General features: G+C 70.0%; 13 protein-coding genes. 10 read left to right on the top strand and 3 right to left on the bottom strand.

The annotated features are described in order from the left end of the window. Nucleotides 1-95: 95 nt before the first annotated feature. The 3 genes from BS329_RS37795 to BS329_RS37785 are packed head-to-tail and all read left to right on the top strand — an operon-like array spanning nt 96 to nt 4830. Nucleotides 96-1262 (top strand): sensor histidine kinase, encoded by a 1167-nt coding sequence (locus BS329_RS37795; protein WP_076167916.1) that lies wholly within the window; start codon nt 96-98, stop codon nt 1260-1262. After that, complete coding sequence (locus BS329_RS37790; RefSeq protein ID WP_076167915.1) at nt 1259-1924, top strand: response regulator; 666 nt, start codon at nt 1259-1261, stop codon at nt 1922-1924. The genes BS329_RS37795 and BS329_RS37790 overlap by 4 nt, the downstream gene beginning before the upstream one ends. A 2-nt stretch (nt 1925-1926) precedes the next feature. Continuing rightward, nucleotides 1927-4830, top strand: coding sequence for an AfsR/SARP family transcriptional regulator (locus BS329_RS37785; RefSeq protein WP_076167913.1), 2904 nt, complete (start codon nt 1927-1929; stop codon nt 4828-4830). On the opposite strand, the gene BS329_RS37780 is transcribed toward BS329_RS37785, so the two are convergent. Further along, nucleotides 4802-5242: a hypothetical protein gene (locus BS329_RS37780; RefSeq protein ID WP_076167912.1), complete on the bottom strand. Its 441-nt coding sequence runs from the start codon at nt 5240-5242 to the stop codon at nt 4802-4804. The two genes, BS329_RS37785 and BS329_RS37780, sit on opposite strands and share 29 nt — an antisense overlap. Before the next feature lie 549 nt (nt 5243-5791). Here BS329_RS37780 and BS329_RS37775 point away from each other — a divergent pair. The 6 genes from BS329_RS37775 to BS329_RS37750 all read left to right on the top strand — a co-directional run bounded on the left by BS329_RS37775 (nt 5792) and on the right by BS329_RS37750 (nt 11274). After that, complete coding sequence (locus BS329_RS37775) at nt 5792-5998, top strand: heavy-metal-associated domain-containing protein (protein WP_076167910.1); 207 nt, start codon at nt 5792-5794, stop codon at nt 5996-5998. A gap of 41 nt (nt 5999-6039) precedes the next feature. Continuing rightward, on the top strand, nt 6040-6963 hold the full coding sequence (locus BS329_RS37770) for a hypothetical protein (RefSeq protein ID WP_076168011.1): 924 nt from the start codon (nt 6040-6042) through the stop codon (nt 6961-6963). Beyond that, on the top strand, nt 6960-9203 hold the full coding sequence (locus BS329_RS37765) for a heavy metal translocating P-type ATPase (protein WP_076167908.1): 2244 nt from the start codon (nt 6960-6962) through the stop codon (nt 9201-9203). The genes BS329_RS37770 and BS329_RS37765 overlap by 4 nt, the downstream gene beginning before the upstream one ends. Before the next feature lie 57 nt (nt 9204-9260). Beyond that, entirely contained in the window at nt 9261-10100 is an 840-nt protein-coding gene (locus tag BS329_RS37760; protein ID WP_076167907.1) for a class I SAM-dependent methyltransferase, read from the top strand. Nucleotides 10101-10106: 6 nt separating this feature from the next. Further along, the gene (locus BS329_RS37755; RefSeq protein ID WP_076167905.1) at nt 10107-10718 is read left to right on the top strand and encodes a TetR/AcrR family transcriptional regulator; all 612 of its coding nucleotides are present in this window, start codon (nt 10107-10109) and stop codon (nt 10716-10718) included. A 97-nt stretch (nt 10719-10815) separates the two neighbouring features. Continuing rightward, nucleotides 10816-11274, top strand: coding sequence for an ATP-binding protein (locus BS329_RS37750; protein ID WP_076167904.1), 459 nt, complete (start codon nt 10816-10818; stop codon nt 11272-11274). Nucleotides 11275-11321: 47 nt separating this feature from the next. Here the strand turns inward: BS329_RS37750 and BS329_RS37745 are convergent, their stop codons facing one another. Continuing rightward, nucleotides 11322-12683: an MFS transporter gene (locus BS329_RS37745; protein ID WP_076167902.1), complete on the bottom strand. Its 1362-nt coding sequence runs from the start codon at nt 12681-12683 to the stop codon at nt 11322-11324. A 91-nt stretch (nt 12684-12774) separates the two neighbouring features. Next, on the bottom strand, nt 12775-13377 hold the full coding sequence (locus BS329_RS37740; RefSeq protein ID WP_076167900.1) for a TetR/AcrR family transcriptional regulator: 603 nt from the start codon (nt 13375-13377) through the stop codon (nt 12775-12777). Nucleotides 13378-13465: 88 nt separating this feature from the next. Between BS329_RS37740 and BS329_RS37735 the strand changes: the two genes are divergently transcribed. Then, nucleotides 13466-14515 (top strand): NAD(P)-dependent alcohol dehydrogenase, encoded by a 1050-nt coding sequence (locus BS329_RS37735; RefSeq protein ID WP_076167899.1) that lies wholly within the window; start codon nt 13466-13468, stop codon nt 14513-14515. Nucleotides 14516-14704 lie beyond the last annotated feature (189 nt).

The following is a 14704-nucleotide window of genomic DNA, read 5'->3' as shown; positions in this document are numbered from 1 at the left end:
ATCGGACCGTGCACACCCCGCCTCCTACCGTGGGCGGAGACGGGTGCCGCCCGCCGCACGATGACGCGCCTCCCGGCACTTCCTAGGCTGATGCCGTGCTGAGGATCTTGCGGGACCGGTTCCGGGCACGGGTGCAGGTCAGCCTCACCCGTGCCGGGCTGACCCTGCCGTGGTGGGGGGCGCTGTGCGCCAGCGCGGTGAGCTTCGTGTTCACCGCCGTGGCGCTGGTGCAGCGGGACGCCTTGCTGCCACCGGAGCCGATCGCGCTCGCCGGGCTGCTCGTGATCGCGCCGTCGGTGATCTGGACGATCACGAACTGGATCATGCCGTGGGTGCGGATGACCGCGCTGATCGTCGCGGCCTCGATCCTGCTCCTCGAGCCCGTGCTCCCGGATTTCGCGCCGTTGCTGCTGCTGGTCGCGGCCACCGAAGCGGGCAGTGTGCTGCGGACGACCTGGGGAATCGCCATCGTCACCGTCGCGGGCGAGGCGGTCCTGGTGGTGGCCGGGATCTGGGGCGGGCTGATCGGCGGGCCGGTGTACATGGTCGCGATCCTGCTCGGCCTCAGCGGCGGGCTCATGGTCCGCTGGTACACCCGCGTGCTGGACGCCGAACGCGTCAACCGTGACGCGTCCCGCGATAAGGCGTTGCTGGCCGAACGCCAGCGGATCGCGCGTGAGGTGCACGACGTCGTCGGTCATTCGCTCAGCATCACGCTGCTGCATCTGACCGGCGCCCGGCGCGCCTTGCAGCAGGACCGCGACGTCGACGAGGCGATCGAAGCACTCACCGAAGCCGAACAGGTGGGGCGTGCCGCGATGGCCGACATCCGCCGCACGGTCGGCCTGCTCGCCGACACCCCGTCGGGGAGCACCCCGCTGCCGGGCGTGGAGGACATCGCGACGCTGGTGGAACGCACCAGGGTCGCCGGACTGGCGGTGCGCTATACACAGGAAGGTGACCTCGGCAGGGTAGGCGCCTCGGAAGGATTGGGTCTCTACCGGATCGTGCAGGAATCACTTGTCAACGTCGTCAAGCACGCTCCCGGCGCGACCGCGGAGGTCCGGCTGAACGCCGGCCGGTCGGGCGCGAAGCTCATCGTCAGCAACACCCTCCCCGCCTCCGTCCGGCGCTCGTCCGAGGACGGATCGGGGCTGGCGGGAATGGCCGTCCGCGCGGCCCAGCTCGGCGCCGACCTCAACGCCGGGCCCAGTGGAAAGCAGTGGATCGTGGAAGTCACCGTGCCGGGAGCCCCATCGTGACCGCCGCCGAGGAGATCCGGGTGCTGCTGGTCGACGACCAGGAGCTGGCCAGGTCCGGGCTGCGGCGCATCCTGCGGCGTCGCGACGGGTTCGTCATCGCGGGGGAATGCGGCGACGGCGCGGAAGTGCCCGCCGCGCTGGCCGCGCACGAGGTCGACGTCATCGTGATGGATCTGCGGATGAAGAACGTCGGCGGGGTCGAGGCGACCAGGCGGCTGCGGCGGTCCGATGGGCATCCGGCGGTGCTCGCGCTGACCACCTTCGACGACGACAGCCTGCTGGCCGACGCGTTGCGGGCGGGCGCCGCGGGCTACGTCCTCAAGGATTCCCCCGCCGAAGACCTTATCCGCGCCGTACGCGCGGTCGCCGCGGGCGACGCCTGGCTCGACCCCGGGGTCACCGGCCGCGTGCTCGCCGCGTACCGGCAGGCCGCCGGAAACGGCAGCGGCGGGCGTTCACCCGACCTGCTGACACCGCGGGAACAAGACGTCCTCCGGGCGATCGGCCGCGGGCTGACCAACGCGGAGATCGCGGCCGCGCTCGTGATCTCGGAGGTGACCGTGAAAAGCCACATCGGCCGGATCTTCACGAAGCTCCAGCTGCGCGACCGGGCGGCGGCGATCGTCTACGCGTTCGACCACGGGATCGTGGTGCCGGGCTAGTCATGGGAAACGAAGGGGGGATCATGCCGGACTCGCGGCTTCGCTTCGAGGTGCTCGGCCCGCTGAGAGCCTGGCGAGGGGAGACACGACTGGACCTCGGTCCGGTCCGGCAGCAGGCCGTGCTGGCCGCGCTGCTGCTGCGCCCGGACGTGACCGTCAGCCACTATGAACTCACCGACGGCCTCTGGGAACGGCCACCGGAGTCGAATGTGCTGCCGGTGTATGTCCGCCGGCTGAGGCAGTGCCTGGACACCGCCGGGCAGAAGCCGAAGGATTCGGTGATCGTGTCCGACCGGGGCGGTTACCGGTTCGCCGGCGGCGGGGTGCGGCTGGACGTGGCGCGGTTGGAGGAGGTCGCGGTCGTCGCGGCCGCCGCCGAGGAGGCGGGGGACCTCATCACCGCGGTGGACACCTTCGCCGACGCGCTCCGGCTGTTCCACGGTGAGCCGCTGACGGGCCTGCCCGGCGCGTTCGTCCAGGGCGAGCGGCGACGGCTGGAGGAACGGAAACTCCTGCTGCTGCGCCGGAAACTGCGGGCACAGCTGAAACTCGGCCGGTTCGACGAGGTGATCGGCGAGCTGTCGGCGCTGGTGTCCGCCGATCCGCCGAGCGAGCCGCTGGCCGCGCTGCTGATGCGTGCGCTCTACGGCGGTGGGCGACAGGCGGAGGCGCTGGAAGTGTTCACCGACGTCCGCGAGCGGCTGGTGGAGCAACTCGGTGTCGAGCCGGGCGAGGAACTGCGGCAGGTGCAGGAAGCGGTGTTGCGCGGGGACGACGCGCTGCTCGGCGTCACCCAGCGCCGGGAGGCGTCGCGCCGGGTCCGCAACGAACTGCCTGCCACGAACGGTGAACTCGTCGGCCGGGACCGCGAATTCGCGCTGCTCGTCGAGGACGGCGATCCGGAGGCGGTGACGGTCGACGCCGTCGACGGCGTTCCCGGCGCCGGGAAGACCACCCTCGCGGTGCGCGCGGCCCACCGGCTCCGTGAGTCCTGTCCGGACGGTGCGCTGTTCGTGGATCTGCACGGGTACACCGAAGGCCGCGAGCCGGTGACACCGGAACGCGCGTTGCGGCGGCTGCTGCGCGCGGTCGGCGTCGAAGACGGCGCCATGCCGGACGATCTCGACGAACTGGCCGCGTCGTGGCGGGCGGCGACAGCGCACCTGAAGGTGCTGCTGGTACTCGACAACGCCGAGTCCGCCGGGCAGGTGCGGCCGCTGCTGCCGTCCGGGCCGGGCAGCCGCGTGCTGGTGACCAGCCGTCGTCGTCTGTCCGGTTTGGACGCCGACCGCCGCGTTTCCCTTGGCGCGCTGGGCCTCGAAGCCGCGGAACGGCTGCTCGGCCGGATCGTGGGGGTGCCGAGGGCCGAGGGTGAGCGGTTCGCCGTCCGCGCGCTGGCCGGGTTGTGCGGACGACTGCCGCTCGCGCTGCGGATCGCGGGCGCCCGGTTGCAGAACCGTCCGATGTGGACGTTCAAGGACCTGGTGGACCGGATGTCGGACGACGAGCGGCGGCTCGGCGAACTGACCGCTGAGGACCGCAGCGTCGAGGTGGCGTTGCGCCTGTCGTACGAACAGCTGCGGCCCGCAGGGCAACGCGCGTTCGCCGCGCTCGGCCTGTCACCGACGCCCGAATTCGACCGGCTTTCGGTCGCCGCGCTGCTGGACTGCTCATCCGCCGAGGCCGAGCGCCAGCTGGAAAGCCTCGTCGACGCGAGCCTCGTGCAGGAACCGGCGAGCGGCCGCTATCGGATGCACGACCTGGTGGCGGTCTACGCGCGGCGGCTGGCCGTGGAGATGCCCGACGACGTCGTCGAAGCGGCGCGGAAACGGGTGTACGGGCTGTACCTCGGCGCCGCTCGCCGGGCGAGCGAATGGGGCGTCGCGCGGTTCCCGCTGGAGTCCGGCGGACCGTTCACCGGGCAACGGGACGCTTCCGCCTGGCTGGACGCCGTCGGCGACCTGCCGGAAGTGGTCAGCCAAGCGGCGGAGGCGGGGCTGGACGACATCGCCTGCTCGATCGCCGAGGGGCTGGTCGACTACCTCGCGCGCCAGCAGCGCTACCACGAATCCCGGACGGCGCTGCAAATCGCGTTGCCACTGGCCGAACGGGCCGAAGACGAGCGTTTGGTCTCGTCGCTGCGGTTCTGCCTCGGCTACGCCTACGCCACACAGGGCCGGCTGGACCGGGCGCGCGGCTGGTTCGACGACGCGCTGCGGGCGGGCCAGGCCTCCGGTGACCGCGGCGTGGAGGCGCGGGCTCTTGGCGGGCTGACCATGGTGGATCTGATCGCCGGGCGCCACGACCTCGCCGGCCTCGGGATGCGGCAGGTGATGAGCATGGCCGACGAGGCGGGGGACAGCTGGCTCGCCGAACGGGCGTTGTCCGCGCTCGCCTTTCTCGCCTATCTGAACGGCGAGCACGAGGAGGCGCTCGTCCACCTCGGCCGCGCCCGTGACCTGAGCGAGGAGATCGGCAGCCCCGGGATGCTGGCGAGGGTGCTGTGCCACAGCGGCACCGTGCGGCTCGAAATCGGCGCGTTCGCCGAAGCCGCGTTGGACCTCCGGCGTTCCGTCCAGCTCGCGGAGGAGACCACGGACGGCCTGCTGGTCGCGACCAGCCTCGCCCGGCTCGGCGCGGCGGAACTGGAACTCGGGAACCTCGGCGAGGCGTTCGAACTCCAGCGCCGGGCGCTGACGGCGGTCACCGAGGAGACCATCGTCGGGATGGAGTCCGAGATCCGCAACCGGCTCGGCCGCACCCATCTCGCCGCGGGCGACCCGGTGGCCGCCAGGGAACACTTCGAATGGGTGCTCACCACCATCGGACCCGACGGAGATCCCCAGCAGCGTGCCCTCGCGCTGGAAGGTCTGGACCTCACCAGACAGTGGGTACACCGGCGTTGATGATCGTGAAGCGTTGTCCTTCCATAGTCGCCCGCCAGCGCGCGAAATAGGCGTCACCGGCGTCGGTCAGGTGAATCCCGGCACGCACCTCGTGCACGACGCACGCCCAGTCCGCGGCGTCGCACAGCACCAGTTCCCGCGGTGCCCCGCGCTTCCGGAGCACGGACGAGCACAGGGCACCGCGCCTGCTGACATTGCCGTCGTCCAGGCAGCGCCGCAGGTCGTCGACGGCGTGGGCGGCGGTCTCGAACAGCGTCCACCGATACCGGGGCGACGGGCGGCCGTCGGCCCACGGGGTGAAGAACGCAGCCCAGCTCCAGCCCGGGCCGACAAGCCCGTCCCGTTCCCCCGGACTCGGCCGGTCGTCCCGGGGCAGCACCATGTTGTACGGGGTCCGGCTCGCCGGGCTCATGCGCGTCTCCTCGTGGACCACCGGTCCGCCGATGCGGATCCGTGCCCGGAACCGTAGGGCGGCGCCATGAAATCCGGATGAAACGCTTGCGGTGCTTCAGGTGACCTGGGTGCCGGTACCCGACCGACACGCCACCTGCCCTTACCGCTGCTGGATTCGCGGTACCGCGGACTGGCGATGATCATGGTGACGGACCGGCGCCGCTCCTTGCCGGGACGGGAACTGCGGCTGGGGAGGTCGAGCGGGGAAGATTCAGGACGTTCAACGTCCTGAATCTTCCCCGCTCGGCTGTGCTGGGTGTGGTTTGGGCTTGGGCAACGGAGGATCGGGCACACTCGATGGCCGCCGTGGCGTAGTGAAGGACGCTCTCACAACTTGCAGGGCAGTCAAGGAGGCCTTCACAGCCATGCCTCCGCAACTACCGCGCCGGGGTATGTGATGAGCGATACCCCACGGGGGTAGGCTCAGGCCGTTGCAGTACCCCCCTGGGGTATGTACGGTAGCTGCAAGAGCGGCACCGAAGTCGCCTGGACAGCGAGGAGAGCCACGATGAGCGAGACGACCTACACCGTCACCGGGATGACCTGCGACCACTGCGTCCGTTCGGTCACCGAAGAAGTCGCCAAGATCGACGGCGTCACCGGCGTCCGGGTCGATCTGCCGACCGGCGCCGTGACCGTCACCGGCTCCCGTGAACCCGCGGCCGCGGACGTCCGCGCCGCTGTCGAAGAAGCCGGATACACCTTGACCGCCTGAGCTCCATGATCGCGGGTGGCACCCGCACGAAGGACTGCACGATGAACACAGCAGCGAAGCTCTCCGCCTACGGTGTGGTGCTCGCCCTGGTCGCCGGTGGCGCCTGGGCGGCCGGAACCGCTGTCGGTCCGTTCGCCGGCGCCGCCGGCGCCGCCGGCGAGGACGCCGGGCACCGAAACGATCACAGCGGTGACTCTCACAGCGGCACTGTCGCGGAAGCAGCGCAGGTCAAGCAGGACCACGAGCCCGCCGGGCTCGCGTCGTCCAGGGGCGGCTACACCCTCACGCCCACCACCACGACGCTCACCCCGGGCACGACCCGCCCCTTCACCTTCCGGATCCTCGGCGCCGACGGTGCGCCGGTGACCGCCTACGACGTCGAACACGAAAAGCGGATGCACCTCATCGTCGTCCGCCGCGACACCGCGGGCTTCCGGCACATCCACCCCGAACTCGGCGAAGACGGCACGTGGACCGTGCCGCTGGCCGTGGGCGAAGCGGGTGTCTACCGCGTCTTCGCCGACTTCAAGCCCAGTGGCGGTGAGGCGACGACCTTGGGGGCCGACGTCTTCGCCAGTGGCGACTTCCACCCCGCCGAGTACCGGCCCTCGCACAGCGCGGAGGTCGACGGCTACCAGGTCCGGCTCGATGGCGAACTCGCACCGGGCACGGCGTCGAAGGTGACGCTCACCGTGACCAAGGACGGCCGCGACGTCACGGACTTGCAGCCGTATCTCGGCGCATACGGGCACTTGGTCGCGTTGCGCGGCGGCGACCTCGCGTACCTGCACGTCCATCCGGACGGCGAACCCGGTGACGGCCGGACCGCGCCCGGGCCCGCCGTCACCTTCCACGCCGAGGTCCCCACGCACGGTACTTACCGGCTGTTCCTGGACTTCCGGCACGAGGACAAGGTCCGTACCGCCGAATTCACCGTCACCACAGGGGAAGGGAGTCACCGATGAGCACGCGGACCGAGACTCCCACCGCCGAAGTGGAACTCGCGATCACGGGGATGACCTGCGCTTCGTGCGCCATGCGCATCGAGCGGAAGCTGAACAAACTCGACGGGGTCACCGCCACGGTCAACTACGCGACGGAAAAGGCGAAGGTCAGCTATCCCGCGGACGTCGAACCGGGACTGCTGATCGAGCAGGTCGAGGCGGCCGGGTATTCGGCCGCCTTGCCTGCCGGGGAAGAGGAGGAACCTTTCGAAGAAGCCGCCGATCCCACCGCGCCGTTGCGGCAGCGGCTGATCGGGTCCGCCGTGTTGTCGGTGCCGGTGATCCTGCTCGCGATGGTGCCCGCGGCGCAGTTCACCTACTGGCAGTGGATCTCACTGACGCTGGCCGCGCCGGTGCTGGTGTGGGCGGCGTTGCCGTTCCACAAGGCGGCGTGGGCGAATCTGCGCCACGGTGCGGCCACAATGGACACTCTGATCTCGATGGGCACGCTCGCCGCGTTCCTGTGGTCGTTGTACGCCTTGCTGTTCGGGACCGCGGGAACGCCGGGGATGACGCATCCCTTCGAACTCACCGTCCAGCGGATGGCCGGTGACGGCAACATCTACCTCGAGGTCGCCGCCGGCGTCACGACGTTCATCCTCGCCGGACGGTATTTCGAAGCGCGGTCCAAGCGGCGGGCCGGTGCGGCACTGCGGGCCCTGCTCGAACTCGGCGCGAAGGACGTCGCGGTTCTCCGTGACGACAAGGAAATTCGGGTCCCGATCAGCGAACTCGCGGTGGGCGAGGAGTTCGTGGTGCGGCCGGGGGAGAAGATCGCGACCGACGGCGTGATCACCGAGGGCGCGTCGGCGGTCGACGCGAGCATGCTCACCGGTGAGAGCGTTCCGGTGGAGGTCGTCCCCGGTGACACGGTGGCGGGCGCGACGGTCAACGCGGGAGGCAGGCTCGTCGTCCGGGCGACCCGGGTCGGCGCCGACACGCAGCTGGCGCAGATGGCGAAGCTCGTCGAGGCGGCCCAGACCGGAAAGGCCCAGGTCCAGCGGCTGGCGGACCGGGTTTCGGCGGTCTTCGTGCCGATCGTGATCGCGCTCGCCGCCGGCACGCTGATGTTCTGGCTCGGCACCGGCGGTTCGGTGGCGGCGGCGTTCACCGCGGCGGTCGCCGTGCTGATCATCGCCTGCCCGTGCGCGCTGGGCCTGGCGACCCCGACCGCGCTGCTCGTGGGCACCGGACGGGGCGCGCAGCTCGGGATCCTGATCAAGGGCCCGGAAGTGCTGGAATCGACCCGCGCGGTCGACACGGTCGTCCTCGACAAGACCGGCACCGTGACCACGGGCCAGATGTCGCTGGTGGCGGTCCACGTCGCCGACGGTGTCGACGAGGCGGTGACGCTGCGGCTGGCCGGGGCGCTGGAGAACGCGTCGGAGCACCCGATCGCGCAGGCCATCGCCCGCGCGGCCAGGGAACGCACCGGGGAACTCCCGGCCGTCGAGGAGTTCATCAGCCTCGAAGGCCTTGGGGTGCAAGGAATCGTGGATGGTGCGGCGGTGCTGGTCGGCCGGAGCGCGTTGCTGGAGCAGTGGAGCCATAATCTGCCCGCCGAGCTGGCGGAAGCCAAGGCAGCGGAGGAAAAGATCGGCCGTACGGCGGTCGTGGCCGGCTGGGATGGCGAGGCAAGGGCGGTCCTGGTCGTCGCGGACACCGTGAAGCCGTCGTCCGCCGAGGCGATCCAGCGGCTGCGCGAGCTGGGGCTGACGCCGGTGCTGCTCACCGGGGACAACGAGCCCGTGGCCCGCGCGGTGGCCGCCGAGGTCGGGATCGACACCGTGATCGCCGAGGTGCTGCCGAAGGACAAGGTCGACGTCGTCAAGCGGCTCCAAGGCGAGGGCAAGGTCGTGGCGATGGTCGGCGACGGCGTCAACGACGCGGCCGCGCTGGCACAGGCCGACCTCGGCCTGTCGATGGGCACCGGTACCGACGTCGCCATCGAGGCGGGGGACCTGACCCTGGTCCGCGGTGACCTGCGGGCGGCGGTGGACGCGATCAGGCTGTCCCGGCGGACCCTGCGCACGATCAAGGGCAACCTGTTCTGGGCCTTCGCCTACAACGTCGGCGCACTTCCGCTGGCGGCGGCCGGTCTGCTCAACCCGATGATCGCCGGTGCCGCGATGGCCTTCAGCTCGGTCTTCGTGGTGTTCAACAGCCTGCGCCTGCGCGGGTTCCGGAGCATCACGGCTTGACGACCGGATCGGACCTCCTCCATTATGAACATGCGTTCATAATGGAGGAGGTCCGGCGTGCCCGGCATCGTCAACACCGCTCAGGCGGAAGCGTGGAACGGCTACGAGGGGTGGCACTGGGCGGCGCACGACGAGCGCTACGACGCCGTGAACGGCGGATTCAACGAAGTCCTGTTCGAGGCGGCGGGAATCGGCGAACGTGACCGGGTGCTGGATATCGGCTGCGGGAACGGCCAGGTCACCCGCCTCGCCGCGGGCCGTGCCCCGCTCGGGGGATCGACCGGAATCGACCTGTCCGCGCCGATGCTCGCCACGGCGCGGGTCCGCGCGGAGGCCGAGGGCGTCGCGAACGTGGCGTTCGAGCAGGGTGACGTCCAGGTCTTCCCGTTCGCGGAAAGCGCTTTCGACGTCGCGCTCAGCCGGTTCGCGGTGATGTTCTTCGCCGATCCGGTCGCCGCCTTCGCCAACGTGCACCGCGCGCTGCGTCCGGGCGGCAGGCTCGCGTTCCTGTGCATGACCGAACTCGCCGGAACCGATCTCGGTGCCGTTTTCGGCGCGCTGGCACCGTTTCTGCCGACGCCAACCGGTGCGGACGGAACGGGGCCGACCTCGTTCGCCGACCCGGACAGGGTTCACTCGGTGCTGACGGACGCAGGATTCCGCGACGTCACCTGCACACGCGTCGAGGCCGATCAGGTCTGGGGGAGTGACGTGCCCGACGCGGCCGGATTCATCGCGGACTGGGGGCCGGTCAAGTACCACCTCGGCCAGGTCGACGCGGGAACCGCGAACGAGGCGCGGGAAGCGCTTTCGACCGCCCTCCAGCCGTTCGAGAAGCCTGACGGCGTCCGGCTGCGTGGCGTTGCGTGGCTGGTCACAGCGTCCGCACTACGCTGAGCCCGGATGTCACCGAGAAAAGCGGCGGTCCTGCGCCACACCGAAGACGGCCGCAGCCTGCGCGAGCATCTGATCGCGACGGCCGTGAACCTGATTTCCGCCGGCGGCACCGCGGAACTCACGGTGCGGGCCATCGCGCGCGCGGCCGGGGTCGCCGACGGCGTGCTGTACAACCATTTCGCCGACAAGGAAGAGTTGCTGGCCAACGCCTTGGCGGCGCACGTGCGGCGAGTCGAAGCCAAGCTCGGTGAGCTGCCCGTGGCCGGTTCGGGTACGGTCCGGGACAACCTTCTCGCGCAGCTGGCCTACGGTTTGGCTCTGCACAAGGAAATCTTGCCCGCGTTCGCCGGGCTGCTCGCCCGCCCCGCCGTGCTCGCGCGGTTCGGGGAGCTGGCCGAGGACGGCGAGACCTGGCGGGATCGACTCGCCGGATACCTTCGTGCGGAAAGGGATCTCGGCAGGCTGGACGGCGATGTCGAGGCGGCGGCGGCGATACTGGTCGGCGTCTGCCACGAAACCGTGCTCTCCGGCCTGTTTCCGCACGGTCCGCGAGTGGTCACCTCGCCGGACGCGAATGCCGTGGTCACAGCGTTGCTGGAGGGCATCACGGCCCGCTGAAGCGGTGTCGTGTTCGCCACGGGTTGATCGATGGACGTTCTGGGTAACCCGCTTGTGCGACTTCAGCAGCGAGGCCGCGTAACGGGAGGGTGGCTCCATGATCAGTATCGCGGAGCATCCGGTGCCGGGAACCTGGGTGCTCGACCTGCGAGCCACGACGCCACGAGCGTTGCCGGACATGCGTGCCTGGGTGGTCAGATGCCTTCCCGATCTCGGGGAAGGTCATCGTGACGACGTCCTGCTGGCGGCGACGGAACTCGTCGCCAACGCTTACGTGCACGGAGGTGGCGCACGCCACATCCAGCTGTGGCGCGGCGTCACCCCTTGCGCGGTCCGCATCGAGGTCGCGGACGTCAGCGTCGGACAACCCCGGGCTCGTCTTTCCCAGATCGAGGATCCACGCGGACGCGGACTGCTCGTCGTCGACGGGGTCGCGGTGCAGTGGGGTGTCCGGCGTGAGCCGGTGCGCGGCGAAAAGATCGTCTGGGCGCACATTCGCTGCGACGGCGGCTGCCCGATCGCCGTCCGCGCCCCGCGTGACCGGCGGCGGCACTGAACGCCCGCGAACTCGCCGAGGATCGGTGACCCCCGGCGAGTTCGAGTTCACCGTTGTCGCGCCGTAAAGACACCGAGGGCGGCGATGGTCGCGAAGCCGAACAACAGCCACCTCGCCGAAGTGACCACCGACGGAGCGCCCAAGTTGACCAGGAGCCCGGCGATTGCCGCGCCGAAAGCGGTCGACATCGTCAGGATCGTCGCGATCGCGGCGGCGGCCTTCCCGCCCTCACCGCCCGGGGCGGAGGTCATCGCCGCCACGGACAGATGCGGCATCGCGATGCCGATTCCCGTGCCACCGAAGAAAAGCACGGGCAGCCAAAGGAGAACGACGAGCAGCGGCGGATGTTCGCTTTGCAGCGCGCCCAGCAGGGCGAATCCGGTGGCGAGGCAGACGGGCCCGGCGATCAGCAGCCGCCGGACCGTCTCCGGCCGGTGGACCGAGGCACTGAACAGTTGGCTCACCGACCAGCCCAAGGACAGGGCGGCGGCGAGGAATCCGGCCGCCGCGGGCGGGAGGCCGCCCAGTCGCTGGCCGAACAACGGCAGGAACGTCTCGACGGCGACGCCGGACGCCAGGACCATGATGCTCAGGTAGATCCACCGCAACCGCGAACCAGGCTGGTACACCGAGCGGGGGAGCACACTCGCCGTCGCGCGCTTCTCAGCCAGGAGGAACGCGGCCACGAGCGCGAGACCCAGCGCGATGAACGCCGCCATCGCGGCGATCCCGGTCAGGATCCCGGCGACGCTCACCGCGCCCGCCGCGCCGACCACCAAGGCCAGTGAGACGACCGGGACCGGCGCCGCCTGCGCCGGACGGTCATCGCCGGAGAGCGCCCTCCCGGCGATGACCGCCAGCACGGCGGCCGCCACGGCCAGTACGGCGAACGCGGACCGCCACGAGCCGAACTGCGCCGAGAATCCGCCGAGCGCCGGGCCCGCGAAGTTGCCGACCCCGAACATAGCGGAGATCAAAGCGCTCCCTCGGCTCCACAGCCGGGGCGGCAGCGCCGAATGGATCAGGGCGAAACCGAGGCCGGTCAGCAGACCGGCACCGAGTCCCTGGATCCCGCGGCCGAGCAGGAGGACCGGCATCGACGGGCTCGCCGCGCACACGACCGAGCCCGCCGCGAAGACGCCGAAGCCGATCAGGTAGGAAACCTTGCCGCCGCAACGGGAAAGGGCCCTGCCCACGAGCATGGTCGCGACCACCTGTGCGACCAGGAACGCCGTCATGGCCCAGGCGTACAGGGCCCTCCCGCCGATCTCCTGTACCGCTGTCGGCAGCAGGCTCGCCGCCACGTAGATGGTGATCGCGCCGACGAGTACGCCACCCGCCAGCACCGCCGCGGTACTCGTATGGCGGCCCAGTTCCCGCCACGTTCCGATGTCTTGCTCGACGCTCACGCGTTTCTCCTCGCTGTCGAAAAAGGATTGCGCTTCGCATCCTGTCGGCGCGGGGAGCCCCGGTAATCGGACAAATCAGACGTGAATCACGTCACATTCTTCCGCGGCCCTCAATGGCGGCGCGGGCGGCCTCCGTCGACTTCCGGACGACGACTTCCTCGGAATAGCCCTGTTTCGTGAAGACGCCGTCGAGATGGAACGTGCCGTAGCCGTGTGCCTGGGTGAACAGCTGCTCCATCAGTTCGAGCCCGTCCTGTGGCCGGTCGGCGACGGTCAGGCAGAGCATGACGAACTGGGCGGTCAGCCGGCGGGTCTGTTCGTGCAGGGCCGCGTGTTCCGGGCCCTGGAGGCCGTCGGCGTAGATGATGTTCATCCCGGCACGGCGTTCGATCAGGTACTTCGTGTACGCGCCGGCGGCCGCGGCGAGCGCCGAGACCGGGTCGCTCTCCGCTTCGACGGCGTCGTGCACCCGGTCCGCCAGCTGGCAGGCCACGGTGGCGGCGATGGCCGCCATCAGGCTCTCTTTGTCCGCGAAGTGCCGGTAGGGCGCGCCAGGGCTGACCTTCGCCCGGCGGGCGACCTCGGCGACGGAGAACGCGGCGAGTCCTCGTTCTGCGATCAAGTCGAGCGAGACGCGCACGAGTTCGGCGCGAAGGTCGCCGTGGTGGTACTTGCCGCCCATGTCGTGGATCACACCGTCCCGGTCGCGGAATAGGTAAGAGCCCTCTTACGCTGGTTGTAAGTGGACTCTTACATGGTCTCACTGTTTCTCGGAGGGTTTCATGACGACGACCACGCACGCCATCGCCGCGCCGTCCCCGGGCGCCGCCCTGTCGCCGACGACGATCGAGCGCCGCGACCTGCGTTCGGACGACGTGCTGATCGACATCGCGTTCGCGGGGATCTGCCACAGCGACATCCATCAGGTCAAGGAGGACTGGGGCGGCGCGATCTTCCCGATGGTGCCAGGGCACGAGATCGCCGGCGTCGTCGCCGCGGTCGGGTCCGGTGTCACGAAGTACCAGGTCGGCGACCGCGTCGGGGTCGGCTGCATGGTCGATTCCTGTGGCGAGTGCGAGTACTGTCTCGCGGGCACCGAGCAGTTCTGCGTCAAGGGCAACGTCCAGACCTACAACGGCGTCGGCTTCGACGGCGAGAACACCTATGGCGGCTACAGCCGTCAGGTCGTCGTGAAGGACGCTTTCGTCTGCCGGATCCCGGAGGGGATCGGCCTCGACGTCGCCGCCCCGCTGCTGTGCGCGGGCATCACCACCTACTCGCCGCTGAACCGCTGGGGCGCCGGACCGGGTAAGAAGGTCGCCGTCGTCGGCCTCGGCGGGCTCGGGCACATGGCGGTCAAGATCGCGGCCGCGATGGGTGCGGAGGTCACTGTGCTCAGCCAGAGCTTGAAGAAGCAGGAGGACGGCCTGAAGCTGGGCGCGAAGGACTACTACGCGACCGGTGACGCGTCGACGTTCCAGACGCTGCGCGGCCGCTTCGACCTGATCCTCAACACCGTTTCGGCGACGCTGCCCGTCGACTCCTACCTCGGCATGCTGCGCGTCGGCGGGGCGATGGTGAACGTCGGCGCGCCCGGCGAACCGCTGTCCTACAACGCCTTCTCGCTGCTCGGCGGGAACAAGGTGCTCGCCGGTTCGATGATCGGCGGCATCGCCGAGACCCAGGAGATGCTCGACTTCTGCGCCGAGCACGGGATCGGCGCGGAGATCGAGACGATCTCGGCCGACCAGGTGAACGTGGCCTACGACCGGGTCGAGAACAGCGACGTGCGCTACCGGTTCGTCATCGACGCGGCGACCATCGGCGCGTAAGCGGAGAGGGTGGTCGTGAGTGGCGATTCGTGTTTCAACCCGAAACGTCACTCACGACCAACCCGACCCGAGCCGGTGGTTTCGCGTGATTGGCTGGACGACACGCGTGATGGGGCGGACGGCACGTGGAGTTGCCCCCGGATGGCGGACACGGGGTTTTCACGCGGCTTGTTGGTGAGTGTAGCTGGT

Origin of the sequence: Amycolatopsis coloradensis (genome assembly GCF_001953865.1) — a bacterium.
Lineage (GTDB): Bacteria > Actinomycetota > Actinomycetes > Mycobacteriales > Pseudonocardiaceae > Amycolatopsis > Amycolatopsis coloradensis.
The sequence above is the reverse complement of the archived record's forward strand: the minus strand, read 5'-3'. Positions and strand labels throughout refer to the sequence as shown.

What these genes read in the sequence shown, in the direction of transcription:
- BS329_RS37785 (WP_076167913.1), top strand. Translation starts at nt 1,927, where the DNA reads ATGGGAAACGAAGGGGGGATCATGCCGGACTCGCGGCTTCGCTTCGAG.
- BS329_RS37780 (WP_076167912.1), bottom strand. Translation starts at nt 5,242, where the DNA reads ATGAGCCCGGCGAGCCGGACCCCGTACAACATGGTGCTGCCCCGGGAC.
- BS329_RS37775 (WP_076167910.1), top strand. Translation starts at nt 5,792, where the DNA reads ATGAGCGAGACGACCTACACCGTCACCGGGATGACCTGCGACCACTGC.
- BS329_RS37770 (WP_076168011.1), top strand. Translation starts at nt 6,040, where the DNA reads ATGAACACAGCAGCGAAGCTCTCCGCCTACGGTGTGGTGCTCGCCCTG.
- BS329_RS37765 (WP_076167908.1), top strand. Translation starts at nt 6,960, where the DNA reads ATGAGCACGCGGACCGAGACTCCCACCGCCGAAGTGGAACTCGCGATC.
- BS329_RS37755 (WP_076167905.1), top strand. Translation starts at nt 10,107, where the DNA reads ATGTCACCGAGAAAAGCGGCGGTCCTGCGCCACACCGAAGACGGCCGC.
- BS329_RS37750 (WP_076167904.1), top strand. Translation starts at nt 10,816, where the DNA reads ATGATCAGTATCGCGGAGCATCCGGTGCCGGGAACCTGGGTGCTCGAC.
- BS329_RS37735 (WP_076167899.1), top strand. Translation starts at nt 13,466, where the DNA reads ATGACGACGACCACGCACGCCATCGCCGCGCCGTCCCCGGGCGCCGCC.